Origin of the sequence: Burkholderia anthina, from assembly GCF_902498995.1 — a bacterium.
GTDB classification, from domain to species: Bacteria; Pseudomonadota; Gammaproteobacteria; order Burkholderiales; family Burkholderiaceae; genus Burkholderia; species Burkholderia anthina.
In genome coordinates this window covers 1-17,835 of record NZ_CABVLY010000023.1, presented here as the reverse complement: position 1 = coordinate 17,835, position 17,835 = coordinate 1, and the positions used below count along the sequence as shown (strand labels likewise).

The window sequence follows — 17,835 nt, the reverse complement described above, 5'->3', positions numbered from 1 at the left end:
GCCCGATGACGTTTCCGTGCATTGCGGCCGCGCGCCGTTTCGATCCGGCCGCGCACCTGCGTTTCGAGATCGCCGGCGAGCAGGTCGGCTGGGTGCGTCGCCAGGACGTCGCGAAGCTCGCCCGCTGGCCCGACGTGTTCGAGCTGACCGACGCGCGCGTGGTGCTGTCGGCGCGCTACGACACCGCGGACGCGCGCAGCATGGCGCTCGCGAGCGCGATCGGCGCGCTGGCGGCCGAGGGCGCGATCCCGGGCTGGCGCGACGAGATCTATGCGATCCGCAACCGCTTCGACGATCCGCCGCTCGCGTACATCGAGCGCGCCGCGTCGCGCTTTTTCGGCACGCAGACCTATGCGGTCCACCTGAACGGCATCGTAGAATATGCGGCTGCGCCCGGTTCGCCCGCGGTGCCGCAGATGTGGCTCGGCCGCCGCAGCGCGACCAAGGCCACCGACCCCGGCATGCTCGACAACGTCGTGGCGGGCGGTATCGGCTGGGGCCTGGGCGTTCACGAGACGCTCACGAAGGAATGCTGGGAAGAGGCCGGCATGCCGGCCGAACTGGCGGCGCGTGCGATCGCGGGCCGCGCGGTGCAGGTGCTGTGCTCGCTGCCGGAAGGCACGCAGTCCGAACTGATCTTCGTGTACGACCTGCCGCTGCCGCGCGACTTCGCGCCGCACAACCAGGACGGCGAAGTGGCCGAGCACCTGCTGGCCGGCGTGCCCGAGGTGATCGGCTGGTTGCGCGAGGGTCGCGCGACGATGGATGCGAGCCTCGCGATGCTCGACACGCTGTTGCGCCATCGCTGGCTCGCGGCGGCGGATGCCGAGGGCATCGACGCGCTGTTCGCGCCGCCCGCGTGACGCGCGCCCGGGCTAAAGCGCAGCCGCGCGAACGGGCTATTTGACGAATACTGAAACGAAGGGAGTAGCGGTCATGCCGACCGATCACAGCTTTATCTTGAAACTGTCGTGCCCCGACCGGCACGGCATCGTCCACGCGGTCTCGGGCTTCCTGTTCGAGCGCAGCAACAACATCCTCGACTCGGCGCAGTTCGGCGACAGCCGCACCAGCGAGTTCTTCATGCGCGTGCACTTCGAGCAGGACGCCGACGGCACGGACGCCGCGTCGGCGCTCGACACGCTCCGCCAGGAATTCGCGCCGCTCGCCGAGCAATTCGGGATGCGCTGGGAGCTGCACGATGCGGCCGTGAAGCCGCGCGTCGTGATCATGGTGTCGAAGATCGGCCATTGCCTGAACGACTTGTTGTTCCGCTATCGCACCGGCCAGCTGCCGATCGAGATTCCGGCGATCGTGTCGAACCACAAGGAGTTCTACCAGCTCGCCGCGAGCTACAACATTCCGTTTCATCACTTCCCGCTCGTCGGCGGTTCGTCCGATGCGGCGAAGGCCGCGCAGGAAGCGCGCGTGCTGGAAGTGATCGACGAACACCGGGCCGATCTCGTCGTGCTCGCGCGCTACATGCAGATCCTGTCGCCGAACATGTGCCAGCAGCTCGCCGGCCGCGCGATCAACATCCACCATTCGTTCCTGCCGAGCTTCAAGGGCGCGAAGCCGTACTACCAGGCGTTCGACCGCGGCGTGAAGCTGATCGGCGCGACCGCGCACTACGTGACGACCGATCTCGACGAAGGCCCGATCATCGAGCAGGAAGTCGAGCGCGTCGACCACAGCATGACGCCCGACCAGTTGACCGCGATCGGCCGCGACGTCGAGTGCGTGACGCTTGCGCGCGCGGTGAAGTGGCACGTCGAGCACCGGATCGTGCTGAACGGGACCAAGACGGTCGTGTTCCGCTGATCGGCTGCCGGCGGGAGGGCCGGCCCCGGATGGCCGTCCCCCGGATGGCCGGCCCCCACAAACAAAAACGCCGCGCCCTTTTCGGGGCGCGGCGTTTTTTGTTGCGCGACGTGCGCGGCGTCAGATCAGCCGCAACATGTACAGTTCGCGCTTCAGGTACGCATAGAAGATCGGCGCGGCGATCACGCCGGGGAGCCCGAACGCGGCTTCCATGATCAGCATCGCGAGCAGCAGCTCCCACGCGCGCGACTCAATCTGGCCGCCGATGATCTTCGCGTTCAGGAAGTATTCGAACTTGTGGATGATCACGAGGAACGCGAGCGACGCGATCGCGGTGCCCATGCTGACCGACAGCGACACCGCGACGATCAGCGTGTTCGAGATCAGGTTGCCGATCACCGGCAGCAGGCCGACGATGAAGGTCACGAGCACCAGCGTTTTCGACAGCGGCAGCTGCTGGTGGAAGATCGGCAGCGCGACGAGCAGGTAGATGGCCGTGAAGGCCGCGTTGATCGCCGAGATCTTGATCTGCGCGAACACGATCCGGCGGAACGATTCGGCAAAGCGCGACACGCGCGTGACGAGGGCGGTCGACAGCGGCCGGCGCACCTTGCCGTGCTCGACGCCGATCGCGATCATCGCGCCGATGATCATCCCGAACACCACGTGGCCGAAGCCGCGCGCGACGCTCTTGCCGCCTTGCTGGAGCTGATCCATGTGCGAGTGCATCAGCACCGCCGCCTTGGTCTTCATCTGTTCGACGTCGACGGGCAGCAGGTTCGCGATCCACGCCGGCGTGCGCGCGCGCGTCTGCTCGACGATCTGCATCAGTTGGCCGAGCAGGGTCTGCAGGTTCGGCACCGTGTGCTCGAAGTGTTCGATGATGCCGATCGTCAGGCCGGTGAGCCCGCCGACGATCGCGATCGACAGCAGCACGACGGCGACCCAGCGCGCCCGCATGCTGGTGGTGTGGCGTTCGATCACCGGCGCGATCGTGTGGATGAGCTGGTAGACCAGCATGCCGGCCAGCAGCCCGCCGAGGAGCCTCAGTTCGATGACGAGCACCATCGAGACGAGGGCGAACAGGTAGCTGCCGATCTCGATCGCCGACAACTTCGGCAGGCTGAAGTCGCTCGTCAGCCGCACGCTGCGCAGGTGCGGCTCGCGGTTCTGCGTGTCGCGCGACTCTTGTTGCTTCTCCATCGTGGATTCCTGTCGTTCGTGTGTCATGCCGCGCGATGGGCGGCAGAGCGGCGTTCGCCGGGCATCGCACCGGGTTGGTGCGGACGGCGAATCTTACGACCGTAAAGTATAGCTGCCATTATGGTCCGCCATGAGGCAGTTTGACTCATGGTGTAAACGCAGAAGGGAAAACCACTGAATGGAAAGCGCGGGGGCGAGCGCCGCCGCGGGCCCGAACCGTGCGCGGCCGGGCGGCTGCGCACGGTAGAGGGGCGCCGTCAGCCGGCCGCCGCCTTGCGGGTCGGGCGTTTGAGCAGCGGAGCGAGGTATTTGCCGGTGAAGCTGGCCTTGGTCTTCGCGACTTGCTCGGGCGTGCCCTGCGCGATGATCTGGCCGCCGCCGGCGCCGCCCTCGGGGCCGAGGTCGATCACCCAGTCGGCCGTCTTGATCACGTCGAGGTTGTGCTCGATGATCACGACCGTATTGCCCTGGTCGCGCAGCCGGTGGATCACCTCGAGCAGCAGCGCGATGTCGTGGAAGTGCAGGCCGGTGGTCGGCTCGTCGAGGATGTACAGCGTGCGGCCGGTGTCGCGCTTGGACAGCTCCAGCGACAGCTTCACGCGCTGCGCCTCGCCGCCCGACAGCGTCGTGGCCGACTGGCCGAGGCGGATGTAGCCGAGGCCGACATCGAGCAGCGTCTTCAGCTTGCGGGCGATGACCGGCACCGCGCTGAAGAATTCGTACGCGTGTTCGACCGTCATGTCGAGCACTTCGCTGATGTTCTTGCCCTTGTACTGCACTTCGAGCGTTTCGCGGTTGTAGCGCTTGCCGTGGCACACGTCGCACGGCACGTACACGTCCGGCAGGAAGTGCATCTCGACCTTCAGCACGCCGTCGCCCTGGCACGACTCGCAGCGGCCGCCCTTCACGTTGAACGAGAAGCGGCCCGGGTCGTAGCCGCGCTCCTTCGCGGTCGGCACGCCCGAGAACAGCTCGCGGATCGGCGTGAACAGGCCCGTGTAGGTGGCCGGGTTCGAGCGTGGCGTGCGGCCGATCGGCGACTGGTCGACGTTGATGACCTTGTCGAAGTGCTCGAGCCCCTCGATCGCCTCGTGCGCCGCCGGTTCGGCCGACGAGCCGTACAGGTGGCGCGCGACCGCGTGATACAGCGTGTCGTTGATCAGCGTCGACTTGCCGGAGCCCGACACGCCGGTGATGCAGGTCAAGAGGCCGACCGGCAGTTCGAGATCGACGTGCTGCAGGTTGTTGCCGTGCGCGTCGACGATGCGCAGCATCCGCTCGGGATCGGGCGCGAGGCGCTCGTCCGGATATTCGATCGTGCGCTTGCCGACGAGGTACTGGCCCGTCAGCGACTGCGGGTTCGACTGCACCTGCTTCGGCGTGCCTTCGGCGACCACCACGCCGCCGTGTTCGCCGGCCCCCGGGCCCATGTCGACGACGTAGTCGGCCGTGCGGATCATGTCCTCGTCGTGCTCGACGACGATCACCGAGTTGCCGAGGTCGCGCAGGTGCTTGAGCGTGCCGATCAGGCGGTCGTTGTCGCGCTGGTGCAGGCCGATCGACGGCTCGTCGAGCACGTACATCACGCCGGTCAGGCCTGAGCCGATCTGCGACGCGAGCCGGATCCGCTGCGCCTCGCCGCCCGACAGGGTCTCCGCGCTGCGCTCGAGCGACAGGTAGTCGAGGCCGACGTTGTTCAGGAAGGTCAGGCGCGCGACGATTTCCTTGATCACCTTGTCGGCGATCTCGCGCTTCGCGCCGTCGAGCGTCAGGCCGTCGAAGTAGCCGAGCGCGTCGCGCAGCGGCCAGCCGCTGATTTCATAGATGCCGCGCGCGTAGTCGCCGGTGCCGACGCGCACGTGGCGCGCTTCGCGGCGCAGGCGCGTGCCTTCGCACGACGGGCACGGCTGGTTGTTCTGGTACTTCGACAGCTCTTCGCGCACCGCGACCGAATCGGTCTCGCGGTAGCGGCGCTCGAGGTTCGGGATGATCCCTTCGAACACGTGCTCGCGGATCGTCGTGCGGCCGCGTTCGTTGATGTACGAGAACGGGATCGTCTGCTTGCCCGAGCCGAACAGCAGCACCTTGCGGATCTTTTCAGGCAGATCCTCGAAGGCGGCGTCGATGTCGAACTCGTAGAACGCCGCGAGGCTCTGCAGCATCTGGAAGTAGAACTGGTTGCGGCGGTCCCAGCCTTTCACGGCGCCCGCGGCGAGCGACAGCGACGGGTGCGCGACGACCCGCTTCGGATCGAAGAACGTGATCTGGCCGAGGCCGTCGCATTCCGGGCAGGCGCCCATCGGGTTGTTGAACGAGAACAGCCGCGGCTCGAGTTCCTGCAGCGAATACGAGCAGATCGGGCACGCGAACTTCGAGCTGAACAGATGCTCGCGGTCGGACTCCATCTCGAGCGCGATCGCGCGGCCGTCGGCGAGGCGCAGCGCGGTCTCGAACGATTCCGCGAGGCGCTGCTTCATGTCCGGGCGCACCTTCAGGCGATCGACGACGACGTCGATCGTGTGCTTGTCGTTCTTCTTCAGCTTCGGCAGCGACTCGACCTCGTAGATCTTCGCGACGCCTTCGTTCGCGGTGCCGCCGCCCGAGCGCACGCGAAAGCGCACGAAGCCCTGGGCCTGCATGTCCTCGAACAGCTCGGCGTGCTCGCCCTTGCGGTTCGCGACGACCGGCGCGAGGATCATCAGCTTGGTTTCCTCGGGCAGCGCCAGCGCGGCGTCGACCATCTGCGACACGCTCTGCGCCTCGAGCGGGATGTCGTGGTCGGGGCAGTACGGCGTGCCGACACGTGCGAACAAAAGTCGCAGGTAGTCGTGGATCTCGGTGACCGTGCCGACGGTCGAACGCGGGTTGTGGGACGTCGCCTTCTGCTCGATCGAGATCGCGGGCGACAGGCCCTCGATCAGGTCGACGTCGGGCTTCTCCATCAACTGCAGGAACTGGCGGGCATACGCGGACAGGCTTTCGACGTAGCGGCGCTGCCCTTCGGCATAAAGGGTATCGAACGCGAGCGACGACTTGCCTGACCCGGACAACCCGGTAATCACGACGAGCTTGTGGCGCGGCAGGTCGAGATTGACGTTTTTCAGGTTGTGGGTACGTGCCCCACGGATACGGATCTGTTCCATGAACCTGGCGAAAATGGAGGGAACCAAACCTGCTACTATAACGGCTTTTCGAGGCCGTCGTTGGGGGCCCCCAGCCTCGGCAGCAGTTGGCAGCAAGGCAGTGCCCGCGCCGGGAAAACGGCCGCGCCGCGCGGCTTCGCACGGCCCGCGGGCTGCCTGCGTCATGGCCCGGCAAGCGACCTGCCCGGCCTGCCAGGCCGGTGGCCCTGATCTTCCGCCGCCCGCCGCCGGGCGGACAATCCGATCATTCGAAATTCATTCCCGATGTCCAATCCGTCCGCCACGTCTTCCCGCATGAGCGCGCCCGAACTGCGCGCGACCACGTCGCTCGCGGCGATCTTCGCGCTGCGCATGCTCGGCCTGTTCATGATCATGCCGGTGTTTTCGGTCTATGCGAAAACCATCCCGGGCGGCGACAACGTGCTGCTCGTCGGCCTTGCGCTCGGGGCCTACGGCGTCACGCAGTCGCTGCTGTATATCTTCTACGGGTGGGCGTCCGACAAGTTCGGCCGCAAGCCCGTGATTGCCACCGGCCTGCTGATCTTCGCGCTCGGCAGCTTCGTCGCCGCGTTCGCGCACGACATCACGTGGATCATCGTCGGCCGCGTGATCCAGGGGATGGGCGCCGTGTCGTCCGCGGTGCTCGCGTTCATCGCCGACCTGACCTCCGAGCAGAACCGCACCAAGGCGATGGCGATGGTCGGCGGCTCGATCGGCATGTCGTTCGCGATCGCGATCGTCGGCGCGCCGATCGTGTTCCACTGGGTCGGGATGAGCGGCCTGTTCGCGATCGTCGGCGTGCTGTCGATCCTCGCGATCGGCGTCGTGCTGTGGATCGTGCCCGACGCGGCGAAGCCGGTGCACGTGCCCGCACCGTTCGCCGAGGTGCTGCACAACGTCGAACTGCTGCGCCTGAACTTCGGCGTGCTCGTGCTGCATGCGACGCAGACGGCGCTGTTCCTCGTCGTGCCGCGCCTGCTGGTCGACGGCGGGCTGCCGGTCGCGTCGCACTGGAAGGTCTACCTGCCGGTGATGGGGCTCGCGTTCGTGATGATGGTCCCCGCGATCATCGTCGCGGAAAAACGGGGCAAGATGAAACCGGTGCTGCTCGGCGGCATTCTGGCTATCCTGATCGGCCAATTGCTGCTGGGCAGCGCGCCGCATACCATCCTGATTGTGGCGGCGATCCTGTTCGTGTACTTCCTGGGCTTCAACATCCTGGAAGCGTCGCAGCCGTCGCTCGTGTCGAAGCTCGCGCCGGGTTCGCGCAAGGGCGCGGCCACGGGCGTCTACAACACCACGCAGTCGATCGGGCTCGCGCTCGGCGGCATCGCGGGCGGCTGGCTGCTGAAGCACGGCGGCGCGGATACCGTCTTTTATGCATGCTCGGGGCTCGTTGCCGCGTGGCTTATAATCGCGGCCAGTATGAAAGCGCCGCCGCCGCGCAAGGCCTGAACCTTCTTTTCGGGCAGGTGTCGGCGGCGCTCGCCGGCTTGCCCGGCGGGCCGCTCCGACGACTTTCGCGGGCGGCCCCGCATCGAATTTACTGGAGAAACACATGGCATCCGTCAACAAGGTCATCCTCGTCGGCAATCTCGGCGCCGATCCTGAAGTCCGTTACCTGCCGAGCGGCGACGCGGTTGCGAACATTCGTCTCGCAACGACCGATCGCTACAAGGACAAGGCAAGCGGCGATTTCAAGGAAATGACCGAGTGGCACCGCGTCGCGTTTTTCGGCCGTCTCGCCGAAATCGTCAGCGAGTACCTGAAGAAGGGCTCGTCGGTCTATATCGAAGGCCGCATCCGCACGCGCAAGTGGCAAGGCCAGGACGGCCAGGATCGCTATTCGACCGAAATCGTCGCGGATCAAATGCAGATGCTCGGCGGCCGCGGCGGTGCGGGCGGCGGCGGTGGCGGCGGTGACGAAGGCGGTTACGGCGGCGGCTATGGTGGTGGCGGTGGCGGTCGCGGCGGCGAACAGATGGAACGCGGCGGCGGTGGCGGTGGTCGTGCCGGCGGCGCGCCGCGCGGCGGTGCAGGCGGCGGCCAGAGCCGTCCGAGCGCGCCGGCAGGCGGCGGCTTCGACGAGATGGACGACGATATCCCGTTCTAGGAGGAACGTTAGTTCCTAGTGTAAGGATAGACCCGAGTTTCCAAGCTAAATCAGCGATTTAGCCTGGATCTTCGGGTCTTTTTTCGTTTACACATGATTCGATCTAGGCGGAACGTGCCTAATCGGTAAAAAAGGGGTTCCGTTCATTGGATGGAGCCTATCGTGACCAGCTATGCAGTTCGCGAAGTTCGCCTTGAGAACGGCGAACGCTTCCCTCTTCTGGTGTATGGAGATCCGGTTGGGCTGCCTTCCCGTTCAGGAGGCGGTAGCGATAAGCAACGATCGTCGGCGCCTTTGCAAAGATGCTCAACGCCTGGTCCAGTACAGGCGGCCAGTCACCGTCATCGACGTGAAGCGCCGAAATCACCGATCGCAATGCCGTCATATGGGAAATATCCCTGGGCAAGGCTTCGATCAGTCGTGTGATGCCGACGGGCAAGGTGCGCCGCGCGGCCAACTGGCTGTGAAACTGAACTGACTCCGACGTACCGGGTAGGTGCTCATGCAAGAGCAGGTACAAGACGTCCTCATACGTGTTGTGTTGAGCCAGTTCCGCAGTCCAGAAGCCACGATAGATGAGTTCCCCCTTTTTCCCCGTTCGCATAGCTGATCGCGCTCTTGGCGATGGCGACGTCTTCAAGACCGATTCAGATCTCGAAGGAGCGGTGGCGCCCGCGCGGTGGGTAGCAAGTCCAGCTTCTTGCAGGCCAGCGCCGGCCCAAATCGGCGTAGCGCTCCCGAATCAGGCTCAAGCACGGCGTGCCAAATTCTCGGGCAGTTGATGGTTGCTCGCATGGCCGCGACGCTGTGAAATCAGCCCGGCCGGGCCAGCAGCGCGATACCGGGCGACCAGCCGCTCGATCTGCTGTCTACATGATCGTGAGTCGCTCCGCGGATCGCGATCATGTAGACAGCAGTGGGCGTCAGATGGTGCGCTGGGTTGCCGGCGAGATAGACGGCGGTCACCAGGTAGTTGAACAGGCCCGAGAGGATGTCGAGCGCCTGATGGCAGTTGCGCTCGGCCAGTGGCCCGTCAAAGAGCCGCCGCGGCGCGGCAACGTCGGATCGATCGCGGCATTGAGAAAAGACATTGTCGCGTCATCTGCACAGCGCATCCCGAGCGGCTTGAAGTATTTCTTGCGACAGAGCTTCGTTGTCGACCACGCGCGACATCATCAGCGCACCGATCATGGCTGACGCGGCCGCCAGTGACTTGCCACTTTTGCTCGCTTCCGTGCCTCCCAACTGTTCCGCAATGAGACCTGCGAGACGTAAAAACCCGGCCGTCGCGACTTGCCGCGTGCGCGCGTCGGCTCTCGCCATATCTCCACCCAGCGCTGCAAACGGGCAGCCAATCGACATATTGTCTCGATGCGTGACCGACAGGTAACGCTCCGCAATCTCCCGGCGCGCCTCACGCGGCGGCTTCCCCTGCACGAACGACTCGAGCGTCTCGTATAGCGTCGCGCTGGCGACATTGCATGCTTCCGCCACGAGATGGTCCTTCGACTCGAAGTGCCGATAAAACCCGCCTGGGGTCAAGCCGGCAGCCGACATGATGTCGGCAATCCCTGCGCCAACCACGCCCTTTTCGCGCAGCTCCCTTGCGGCGGTTTCCACGATCCGCTTGCGGGTCTCGTTTGCCTCTTCCCTGGACTTTCTCATGTCGATCAGGCGCCTGAGCGCTCCATGTAAAACATTTCATTGACACTTAGAGTGTATTCATACTCTAATTGGATGTCGATCATACTCTTATTTGTCCAAGGGGGTGGAAGTGGGACAAGACTGGAAGCATGGCTACGTGCATACCAACGGCATTCGCATGCACTACGTGGAGCAGGGTTCCGGGCCGCTGGTCCTGCTCTGTCATGGGTGGCCGGAATCGTGGTTTTCGTGGCGCCATCAAATCACGCCGCTGGCGGGGGCCGGGTATCGGGTTGTCGCGATGGATCAGCGCGGCTACGGCGACACCGATGCGCCTCAAGCGATCGATGCCTATACCGTCCTGAATCTCGTCGCGGATCTGGTCGGCCTCGTTCATGCGCTGGGGGAAAGACAGGCGATTCTGGTCGGGCACGACTGGGGATCGATGGTCACGGCGGCCGCCGCGCTGCTTCGTCCGGACATGTTCACCCAACTGGCCTTGCTGAGCGTGCCGTATCTGCCGCGCCAGACACTGCGGCCGTCCGTCCGCCTGCAATTGCTTTCGCAGGAGCAGCATTTCTATCAGCAGTATTTTCAGGAACCTGAACGAATCGAACGCGAGCTGGAAGCCGACATTCGACTCTCGTTGCTGGGCATTCTGTATTCGGCCTCGGGGCAGGCTCGCTCGAGCGAAAAGCACCGCCATGCCAGCTTCGTCCGTTTCGACAAGGCCAGCCGCCTGGTCGACAGTCTCGTGTTTCCCGACGAGCAACCCGCGTGGCTGACGACGGAAGAGCTCGACTACTTTACGGCACAGTTCATGAGATCGGGCTTCCGGGGTGGCATCAACTGGTACCGGAACTTCGATCGGAACTGGGAGCTGACGCCGTTCCTGGACGGTGCGAGGCTCCTACAGCCCACCGTCTTCATCGCGGGTGAACTGGACGGCGTGCTGAAGATGGCGAAGGACGAATACGAGACGCTCGAACGCAACGTGCCCAACCTGAATGGCAAACACCTGATTGCAGGAGTCGGGCATTACGCGCAACAAGAAGCGCCCGATGCGGTCAATCGGCTGCTGCTGTCGTTCCTGTCCACCCGGGGATAGGGACGAGGCATATGGATCAGACTTCAAACAAGCCCGATGCCGGCGCGCTACGTCGCGCTCGCATCTTGGGCGGTCCCCTGTTTCGAACCCTGCTGTCGCTCGGGATACCCACCATAGCCGTCTTGATCGCTCAGACATGCGTCGGCGTGCTGGAGACGTGGTACGTGAGTTTTCTCGGGACCGATTCGCTGGTCGGCGTGTCGCTTGTTTTCCCCATCTCGATGTTGATGACGATGATGTCCAACGGCGGCATTGGAGGTGGCGTTGCGTCCGCCGTGGCTCGAGCAATTGGCGGCGGCAAACGGCGCGAAGCCGATGCGCTCGTCCTGCATGCGATTGTCGTGGCCGTGGTGCTCGGCGGCCTTTTCACGATATTGGCGTGGTGCTACGGTCCCGAGTTGTATGCCGCACTCGGCGGCCGGGGGCCGGGCCTCGCCGCGGCGGTGACCTATTCAAACTACGTATTCGCTGGCGCCATACCAGTCTGGATCGTCAACATGCTGTGCGCAGCTCTGCGAGGTAGCGGGAACGTCAGGATTCCCGCTATCACGACTTTCGCCGGTGCGCTGGTGCTGATTCCGCTTTCGCCCTTGCTGATTTTCGGCATAGGCGCTGTACCCGGCCTGGGCATTGCCGGTGCAGGTATTGCCGTCTCCCTTTATTACAGCATTGCAGCCGTCGCGCTTCTGGTCTACATGGCCAGGGGGCACGCCGGATTGGTCCTGACGCGCGCGACGCTGAATCGACGTTCCTTCTCGGACATTCTTCGGGTCGGGGCACTCTCGTCGATAGGTGCGCTGCAACTGAATCTGATGGTCGTATTGCTGACCGCGGTGGTCGGGCGTTTTGGCCAGGCTGCGCTGGCCGGCTACGGCATCGCTTCACGACTCGACTACGTCTTGATACCGCTGCTGTTTGGTCTGGGTACCGCTGTGCTGACCGTCGTCGGGACGTGCATGGGAGCGGGCGACATCGCACGGGCCAGACGAGCCACATGGCTCGGTATTGCGATGGGAGCCGGCTTCACGCAGATCATCGGGCTGGTCGTTGCCATCCATCCCCCTGTCTGGCTGGGTCTGTTCACGCATGACACGGCCGCGACCCATTTCGGAACCCTTTATTTGAGGATCATCGCGCCACTCTACGGTCTGGTCGGCGCGTCTTTCATCCTCTCGTTTGCGGCCCAGGGCATCGGCCGTCCTTTCTGGACAATCCTGGGTGGAACGGCTCGCTTGCTTATTGCAGCCGGTGGTGGATGGTTGGCCGTCAATCAGTTGGGCGGTGGCATGGGGACGCTATCTGCCTTCGTCGCAGCGGGGACGGTCGGTTCAGCGCTGGTGTGCGCGGCCACGATGGTGCCCAAACGTATCTGGACTCGGGTCGAGGTGTGACGGATTGCGCAACGGCCTGCCGTTATCGATCGGCAATATTTGGAGAATTGTGAAATGAATCGTATCGTCATCGCGGGTTATGTTCGCACGCCTTTCGCATTTGCACGCAAGGGGCCCTTTCACGCAACGCGTCCGGATGATCTCGCCGCCGTCGCACTTGCCGAATTGGTCCGCCGCAGCGGAATCGATCCACATCTGATCGAGGATGTGCTGATGGGGTGTGCCTATCCCGAGGGCGCTCAGGGCGACAACGTCGCACGTATCGCATCGCTGCTCGCAGGACTGCCCGTTCAAATCGGTGCCGCGACCGTGAATCGCTTTTGCGGCTCATCGATGTATGCCATCCACATGGCAGCCGGACAAATAGCCATCGGTGCCGGCGAAGCGTTCATCGCGGCCGGTGTCGAGAGCATGACGATGGTGCCGCAAGGCGGCTTGTCGGCGTCTCGGAATCCGCGTTTCGCTTCGAGAGAACATCCCGATGCGGACGTTCCGACCCAGGCGTACACGCCAATGGGCGTCACCGCCGAAAACGTGGCGGCACGCTGGAATATCTCGCGTGAGCAACAAGACGCGTTCGCCGTCGAGTCTCAGCGCAAGGCTTCACTCGCACAAGCCGAAGGTCGTCTGGACGATGAGCTTGTGTCGGTGACCACGCCCGATGGCACCGTGATCGATCGCGATCTCTGTCTGCGTCCGCAGACTTCGCTCGAAGGGCTCGCTGCGCTGAAACCTGCGTTCGGGGAAGGCGGCACAGTAACGGCTGGTACCGCCTCGCCTTTGACAGATGGTGCAGTTGCCGTACTTGTCACGTCGGAAGCATTCGCGCGACAGCATGGGCTCGACATGCTGGCCCGCGTACGGTCGACTGCAATTGCGGGCCTTGAACCCGAAATCATGGGGATGGGGCCGGTACACGCGACTCGCAAGGCACTTGCGCGTGCTGGTTTGCGCATCGAGGACATGGATGTGATCGAAATCAACGAAGCCTTTGCCTCGCAAGCGATCGCGTGTATGCGCGAGCTCGATATCCGTCCCGATCGAACCAATATCGACGGCGGAGCAATCGCGCTTGGCCATCCGCTCGGTGCAACTGGAGCACGGATCACGGCCAAGGCAGCAACGCTGCTGCGTCGTGTCAATGGTCGTTACGCACTTGCCACGCAATGTATCGGTGGAGGACAAGGGATCGCGACTGTTCTCGAAGCGGTGTAGTCAGTGCACGGAGGGTGGTGCAAGCCACGAATGCATCACGCATCTCTGGTGGGAAGTGTGGATGGTGTCGGTCGATCGGTGAAGGCGGGGTCTTCACTCGCGACCAGACGGTTCCGTACATCGAGTGCCAAGGAAACCATTCGGTCTGGTGTCCGGATCGGGATCCTCAGCGGCAAGGACCCTGGGTGCACGTCAGTCATAACGGGCGGACCACGTATGTCCGGACCGTCGCCGACGGACGCTGGACGGACAACTTGCTCGCTCTTCGCGACCGGTAAGCAATTTTGAACAGCAATGGAGAAGACTCGTGATCGATAAAATTTTTGTCGTGCGTCGCTTGGACGAAGGTGATTACGCGGTTCGTCGCCCGAATTTCCAGCGAGCGGGCGTGATTGCCTCGACGCAACGAGAGGCAATCGAGCGTGCCCGTGAACTTAACCCGAGTGGCCCGGTGCTCGTCGAACGGGTGCGGACGACGGGGGGCGGGAAGCCGGATAAGTGGCGTAAGTCCTGAGTCCTGGCGCAGACGGGAGTCTGTCAACGCGGGGCCAGCGGAAAGCTACTAACGAAAGAGCGCGGAAGCGGTTCGGGAGTCAAATTTCGCTACACTTCGCAATCTGGCTTTTACAAACTTAGTTTGGCGGGTCGTCGAGATCATTGAAAAATCAAATGGTTACCGGAAACGTTTTGTTGTGGCATGTTCCGCTAACCGTTCTGATCGTCACGTCGGTATTCGGCACAGGAAGGGGCCCGAATGTCCGGGCCAGGCGCATTGCCTGGCGTGGATCTTCGGGTCTTTTTTCGTTAACGTTCCTCACGCGCGAGGCCGAACGTGGCTGACGCACTCCCCGACATCATCGCCCCGCATCTCGACGTGCTGTTCTGCGGGATCAATCCCGGCATGACCGCGGCCGCGACCGGCCATCACTTCGCGGGAAGGAGCAACCGCTTCTGGCGCGTGCTGCATCTCGCGGGCTTCACGCCGGACGAAATCGCCCCGCAGGACGACCGGACGATACTCGGATACGGCTGCGGGCTGACGGCGGTCGTGCCGCGGCCGACGGCGAGTGCAGATCAGTTGTCGCACGACGAATTCGTCGCCGCCGCGGACGTCTTCGAGCAGAAGCTCGAACGTTACGCGCCGCGCTTCGTCGCGTTCCTGGGCAAGGCCGCCTACGCGGCGCTGTCCGGGCAGCGCGAGATCGCATGGGGGCTGCAACCGGCATGCATGCGGCGCGCGGCCGTCTGGATCCTGCCGAACCCGAGCGGCAGAAACCGCGCGTTCAGTCTCGACGAACTGGTCGACGCATATCGTCAGCTTCGTCTGGCGGCACTAGCGGTTTCCGGCAGCGGAGCCGGAGGTACGGAATGACGCGAAATAAGCGCGCACCGGACTGGCCGGGCACGTTGTTGCCGCGCGCGTTCTTCGATCGCCCGGCCACTGAAGTCGCGCCGCAATTGCTGAACAAGATCCTCGCGGCCGCGGACGGCCGCGCCGGCCGGATCGTCGAAGTGGAAGCCTATGCCGGCGCGATCGACCCGGCCGCGCACACGTACCGCGGCAAGACGTCGCGCAATGCGACGATGTTCGGGCCGCCCGGGCATATGTACGTCTATTTCACCTACGGGATGCACTGGTGCTGCAATTGCGTGTGCGGGCCGGACGGCACCGGCACGGGCGTGCTGATCCGGGCGCTGGAGCCGCTGCGCGGGCTCGAACGGATGCGCGCGGCACGGCCGCCGCCGACACGCGATCGCGATCTGTGCCGCGGGCCGGCGCGGCTGACCCAGGCGCTCGGTATCGGCGGCGCGCAGGACGGCATCGACCTGGTCGTTGCCCGCGACGGCTTCGCGATCGTGGACGACGGCATGGCGCCGCCCGCGAATCTGGCGGGCGGGCCGCGCATCGGCATTCGCGTCGGCACGGATCTGCCGTGGCGGTGGAGCGTGCCGGGCAACCGTTATGTATCGGGCGCGTTGCCGCGCATCTGACGGATGTCACGCGGCCGCCATGATTGACCGGCTAAGCTGGATCTTTCGACGTTTCGATCGAAGGGGACACAATGCGGCGGGTCGTATTCAACCAGAAGGGCGGCGTGGGCAAATCGACGATCGTCTGCAACCTGGCGGCGATCAGCGCGAGCGAAGGGCTGCGCACGCTCGTCATCGACCTCGACGCGCAGGCGAATTCCACGCGTTACCTGCTCGGCGACGGCGCGGCCGACGCGCATCCCGGCGTCGCCGAATTCTTCGAGACCGCGCTGACGTTCAACTTCCGGCCGGTCGACGTCGCGTCGTTCATCCACCCGAGCCCGTTCGAAGGTCTCGACGTGATGCCCGCGCATCCGGATCTCGACACGCTGCACGGCAAGCTGGAATCGCGCTACAAGCTGCGCGATGCGCTGAACGAGCTCGACACCTACGATGCCGTCTACATCGACACGCCGCCCGCGCTGAACTTCTACACGCGCTCGGCGCTGATCGCGGTCGAGCGCTGCCTGATCCCGTTCGACTGCGACGACTTCTCGCGTCGCGCGCTGTACACGCTGCTCGAGAACGTGAAGGAAATCCAGCAGGACCACAACGCGGCGCTCGAGGTCGAAGGGATCGTCATCAATCAGTTCCAGCCGCGCGCGAGCCTGCCGCAGCGGCTGGTCGACGAACTCGTCGACGAAGGGCTGCCGGTGCTGGCGTCGAGGCTGTCGGCGTCGGTGAAGATCCGCGAATCGCATCAGCAGTCGACGCCGGTGATCCATCTCGAACCGGCGCACAAGCTCGCGCAGGAGTTTCGCGCGCTGCATCGCGAATTGGCCGGGTAAGGCCGGCGCCCCGATCGTATGTCGTAATTCATCGGATCATTGAATTCGTCATTAATAATCCCGGAAACGGTTTCAAAATAAATCTGTAAAAACGATTACACGGATGGCGTTATCCGTTTCAATGCCGACCTTTTTTCTAATGACGGGAATAATGACGGGGTAAATGTTGCGGATCGTCGCGATGCGTTATGCTGCAAAAAGGTAAAAATCATTCCGAAACAGCGGCTTGCGAACCGGCCCCCGTTGTGTACGGCTGCCCGGGTGCCGACAGCCGCTCTGGAGGATAAGGGTTTTCACCTAGCATTAATGCCACTTAATTGACAATTAATGCATCTAGAATGGCGATCCTCAACTTCCCGCATTCAATGACGCGCGGGTCGTGAATAAGGGAGCAGGCGCTCGACCTGGTTCCCGTTTTCTTTACGTCGTCTCTCGCATTGCCAACAGGAGCGTGCCCGATGTCCGTATTTGCCCCCGAAAAATTCGCCGCCGATTATCAGTCTGGAATTGCCGCGTGGTTCGCAATTGCCCGCCCGGCAATCCACGGTTTCGAGGCCGTCGTCGAACTCAACCTGCAAGCGACCAAGACGGCGCTCGAAGAGTACGAGGACAAGCTGAAGAACGCATTCAACGCCAGCAACCCGGCCGCGGGCTTCTCGCAGCAAGTGGCTGCACCGCAGGAAGCCGCCGGCAAGGCCGTCGCGTACAGCCGCCATCTGTTCGACATCGCGGTGTCGACGCAGGCCGAGTGGGCGAAGGTCGCGCAAGCGCAGTACGAGCAGACCGACAAGCGCGTGAAGGACGTGTTCGGCGAACTGACGAAGCATGCGCCGGCCGGCTCGGCGCCGGTGGTTGCCGCGCTGAACTCGGCGCTGTCGGCAGCGACGGCCGCGGCCGACTCCGTGCGCGCAGCGGCGGGGCAGGCGATCGAAGCCGCGCAAAGCGGTTTCGACGCGGTCAGCGAAACGGCGGCGCGCGGCGGCAAGCAGACGGCCACCGCAGCACGCAAGGAAGCCGCTTCGCGCGAATCGGCAGCATGACCGCGTGTCGCGCATCGGCGCGACACGATTGACCGGCGCCGGACGGCGTCGGCCGCCGCGTGTGCCGCGTGGCGGTCGGCGAACGTCCGGTTCGCCGCGGCGTGCCCGGGCACGGCCGGATCATGCGGGCCCGCCGCGCGCATCAGCGCGTGAACATGCAGCCGCATCCAGGGCGCGTGGCGCTTGCGCGCCACGGTCGCCATGCCGGCACCGGCACGCAATATACGGATCGACCCACTGATTTCGATGCAGGAATTGAACATGACGGACGTAGTGATCGTATCGGCCGCGCGGACCGCGGTCGGCAAATTCGGCGGCTCGCTGGCGAAGGTTGCAGC

17 protein-coding genes are annotated in these 17,835 nt (G+C 64.2%); 13 read left to right on the top strand and 4 right to left on the bottom strand.

Going from position 1 to position 17,835, the window contains the following annotated elements; all coding sequences use genetic code 11:
- Positions 1–5: 5 nt before the first annotated feature.
- Together BME24068_RS25790 and purU are read left to right on the top strand one after the other, a co-directional pair.
- Positions 6–863, top strand: coding sequence for an NUDIX hydrolase (locus BME24068_RS25790; protein WP_096507351.1), 858 nt, complete (start codon positions 6–8; stop codon positions 861–863).
- Positions 864–936: 73 nt separating this feature from the next.
- Entirely contained in the window at positions 937–1,821 is an 885-nt protein-coding gene (purU, locus tag BME24068_RS25785) for a formyltetrahydrofolate deformylase (RefSeq protein WP_096507350.1), read from the top strand.
- Between the two features lie 120 nt (positions 1,822–1,941).
- On the opposite strand, the gene BME24068_RS25780 is transcribed toward purU, so the two are convergent.
- Together BME24068_RS25780 and uvrA are read right to left on the bottom strand one after the other, a co-directional pair.
- Positions 1,942–3,024, bottom strand: a complete 1,083-nt coding sequence (locus BME24068_RS25780; RefSeq protein WP_162826254.1) for an AI-2E family transporter — start codon at positions 3,022–3,024, stop codon at positions 1,942–1,944.
- A gap of 257 nt (positions 3,025–3,281) precedes the next feature.
- Positions 3,282–6,167, bottom strand: coding sequence for an excinuclease ABC subunit UvrA (gene uvrA / locus BME24068_RS25775; protein ID WP_096507349.1), 2,886 nt, complete (start codon positions 6,165–6,167; stop codon positions 3,282–3,284).
- Positions 6,168–6,431: 264 nt separating this feature from the next.
- On the opposite strand from uvrA, the gene BME24068_RS25770 reads away from it, so the two are divergent.
- Together BME24068_RS25770 and BME24068_RS25765 are read left to right on the top strand one after the other, a co-directional pair.
- Positions 6,432–7,622: an MFS transporter gene (locus BME24068_RS25770; RefSeq protein WP_096507348.1), complete on the top strand. Its 1,191-nt coding sequence runs from the start codon at positions 6,432–6,434 to the stop codon at positions 7,620–7,622.
- A 103-nt stretch (positions 7,623–7,725) separates the two neighbouring features.
- Entirely contained in the window at positions 7,726–8,280 is a 555-nt protein-coding gene (locus BME24068_RS25765) for a single-stranded DNA-binding protein (RefSeq protein ID WP_174927820.1), read from the top strand.
- Between the two features lie 157 nt (positions 8,281–8,437).
- Here BME24068_RS25765 and BME24068_RS25760 read toward each other — a convergent pair whose 3' ends face one another.
- Both BME24068_RS25760 and BME24068_RS25755 read right to left on the bottom strand, forming a co-directional pair.
- Positions 8,438–8,884, bottom strand: coding sequence for a citrate/2-methylcitrate synthase (locus BME24068_RS25760; RefSeq protein ID WP_174927819.1), 447 nt, complete (start codon positions 8,882–8,884; stop codon positions 8,438–8,440).
- A 494-nt stretch (positions 8,885–9,378) separates the two neighbouring features.
- Positions 9,379–9,945: a TetR/AcrR family transcriptional regulator gene (locus BME24068_RS25755; RefSeq protein ID WP_096507344.1), complete on the bottom strand. Its 567-nt coding sequence runs from the start codon at positions 9,943–9,945 to the stop codon at positions 9,379–9,381.
- 109 nt (positions 9,946–10,054) lie between these two features.
- Here BME24068_RS25755 and BME24068_RS25750 point away from each other — a divergent pair, with 109 nt between their 5' ends.
- The 9 genes from BME24068_RS25750 (at position 10,055) to phaP (ending at position 17,497) form a co-directional block, all read left to right on the top strand.
- Entirely contained in the window at positions 10,055–11,032 is a 978-nt protein-coding gene (locus BME24068_RS25750) for an alpha/beta fold hydrolase (RefSeq protein ID WP_203368151.1), read from the top strand.
- An 11-nt stretch (positions 11,033–11,043) separates the two neighbouring features.
- The gene (locus BME24068_RS25745; RefSeq protein WP_174927818.1) at positions 11,044–12,423 is read left to right on the top strand and encodes an MATE family efflux transporter; all 1,380 of its coding nucleotides are present in this window, start codon (positions 11,044–11,046) and stop codon (positions 12,421–12,423) included.
- A gap of 54 nt (positions 12,424–12,477) precedes the next feature.
- The gene (locus BME24068_RS25740) at positions 12,478–13,638 is read left to right on the top strand and encodes a thiolase family protein (protein ID WP_174927817.1); all 1,161 of its coding nucleotides are present in this window, start codon (positions 12,478–12,480) and stop codon (positions 13,636–13,638) included.
- A complete protein-coding gene (locus tag BME24068_RS25735; protein WP_239007771.1) occupies positions 13,590–13,916 on the top strand; it encodes a DUF3892 domain-containing protein in 327 nt (108 codons plus the stop codon). Before BME24068_RS25740 ends, BME24068_RS25735 begins: the two co-directional genes overlap by 49 nt.
- A gap of 29 nt (positions 13,917–13,945) precedes the next feature.
- Positions 13,946–14,152: a DUF2188 domain-containing protein gene (locus BME24068_RS25730; protein ID WP_174927816.1), complete on the top strand. Its 207-nt coding sequence runs from the start codon at positions 13,946–13,948 to the stop codon at positions 14,150–14,152.
- A 318-nt stretch (positions 14,153–14,470) separates the two neighbouring features.
- A complete protein-coding gene (mug, locus tag BME24068_RS25725; protein ID WP_096507340.1) occupies positions 14,471–15,010 on the top strand; it encodes a G/U mismatch-specific DNA glycosylase in 540 nt (179 codons plus the stop codon).
- Positions 15,007–15,630, top strand: a complete 624-nt coding sequence (locus tag BME24068_RS25720; RefSeq protein ID WP_174927815.1) for a DNA-3-methyladenine glycosylase — start codon at positions 15,007–15,009, stop codon at positions 15,628–15,630. Before mug ends, BME24068_RS25720 begins: the two co-directional genes overlap by 4 nt.
- A 71-nt stretch (positions 15,631–15,701) precedes the next feature.
- Positions 15,702–16,457: a ParA family protein gene (locus BME24068_RS25715; RefSeq protein WP_174927814.1), complete on the top strand. Its 756-nt coding sequence runs from the start codon at positions 15,702–15,704 to the stop codon at positions 16,455–16,457.
- Between the two features lie 458 nt (positions 16,458–16,915).
- Positions 16,916–17,497 (top strand): TIGR01841 family phasin, encoded by a 582-nt coding sequence (phaP, locus tag BME24068_RS25710; RefSeq protein ID WP_174927813.1) that lies wholly within the window; start codon positions 16,916–16,918, stop codon positions 17,495–17,497.
- Positions 17,498–17,835: the final 338 nt, after the last annotated feature.

Coding starts and splice junctions, on each gene's coding strand:
- BME24068_RS25735 (WP_239007771.1), top strand. CDS start 13,590: ATGTATCGGTGGAGGACAAGGGATCGCGACTGTTCTCGAAGCGGTGTA.
- BME24068_RS25760 (WP_174927819.1), bottom strand. CDS start 8,884: ATGCGAACGGGGAAAAAGGGGGAACTCATCTATCGTGGCTTCTGGACT.
- phaP (WP_174927813.1), top strand. CDS start 16,916: ATGTCCGTATTTGCCCCCGAAAAATTCGCCGCCGATTATCAGTCTGGA.
- BME24068_RS25790 (WP_096507351.1), top strand. CDS start 6: ATGACGTTTCCGTGCATTGCGGCCGCGCGCCGTTTCGATCCGGCCGCG.
- BME24068_RS25740 (WP_174927817.1), top strand. CDS start 12,478: ATGAATCGTATCGTCATCGCGGGTTATGTTCGCACGCCTTTCGCATTT.
- BME24068_RS25745 (WP_174927818.1), top strand. CDS start 11,044: ATGGATCAGACTTCAAACAAGCCCGATGCCGGCGCGCTACGTCGCGCT.
- uvrA (WP_096507349.1), bottom strand. CDS start 6,167: ATGGAACAGATCCGTATCCGTGGGGCACGTACCCACAACCTGAAAAAC.
- BME24068_RS25720 (WP_174927815.1), top strand. CDS start 15,007: ATGACGCGAAATAAGCGCGCACCGGACTGGCCGGGCACGTTGTTGCCG.
- BME24068_RS25755 (WP_096507344.1), bottom strand. CDS start 9,945: ATGAGAAAGTCCAGGGAAGAGGCAAACGAGACCCGCAAGCGGATCGTG.
- purU (WP_096507350.1), top strand. CDS start 937: ATGCCGACCGATCACAGCTTTATCTTGAAACTGTCGTGCCCCGACCGG.
- BME24068_RS25715 (WP_174927814.1), top strand. CDS start 15,702: ATGCGGCGGGTCGTATTCAACCAGAAGGGCGGCGTGGGCAAATCGACG.
- BME24068_RS25770 (WP_096507348.1), top strand. CDS start 6,432: ATGTCCAATCCGTCCGCCACGTCTTCCCGCATGAGCGCGCCCGAACTG.
- BME24068_RS25765 (WP_174927820.1), top strand. CDS start 7,726: ATGGCATCCGTCAACAAGGTCATCCTCGTCGGCAATCTCGGCGCCGAT.
- BME24068_RS25780 (WP_162826254.1), bottom strand. CDS start 3,024: ATGGAGAAGCAACAAGAGTCGCGCGACACGCAGAACCGCGAGCCGCAC.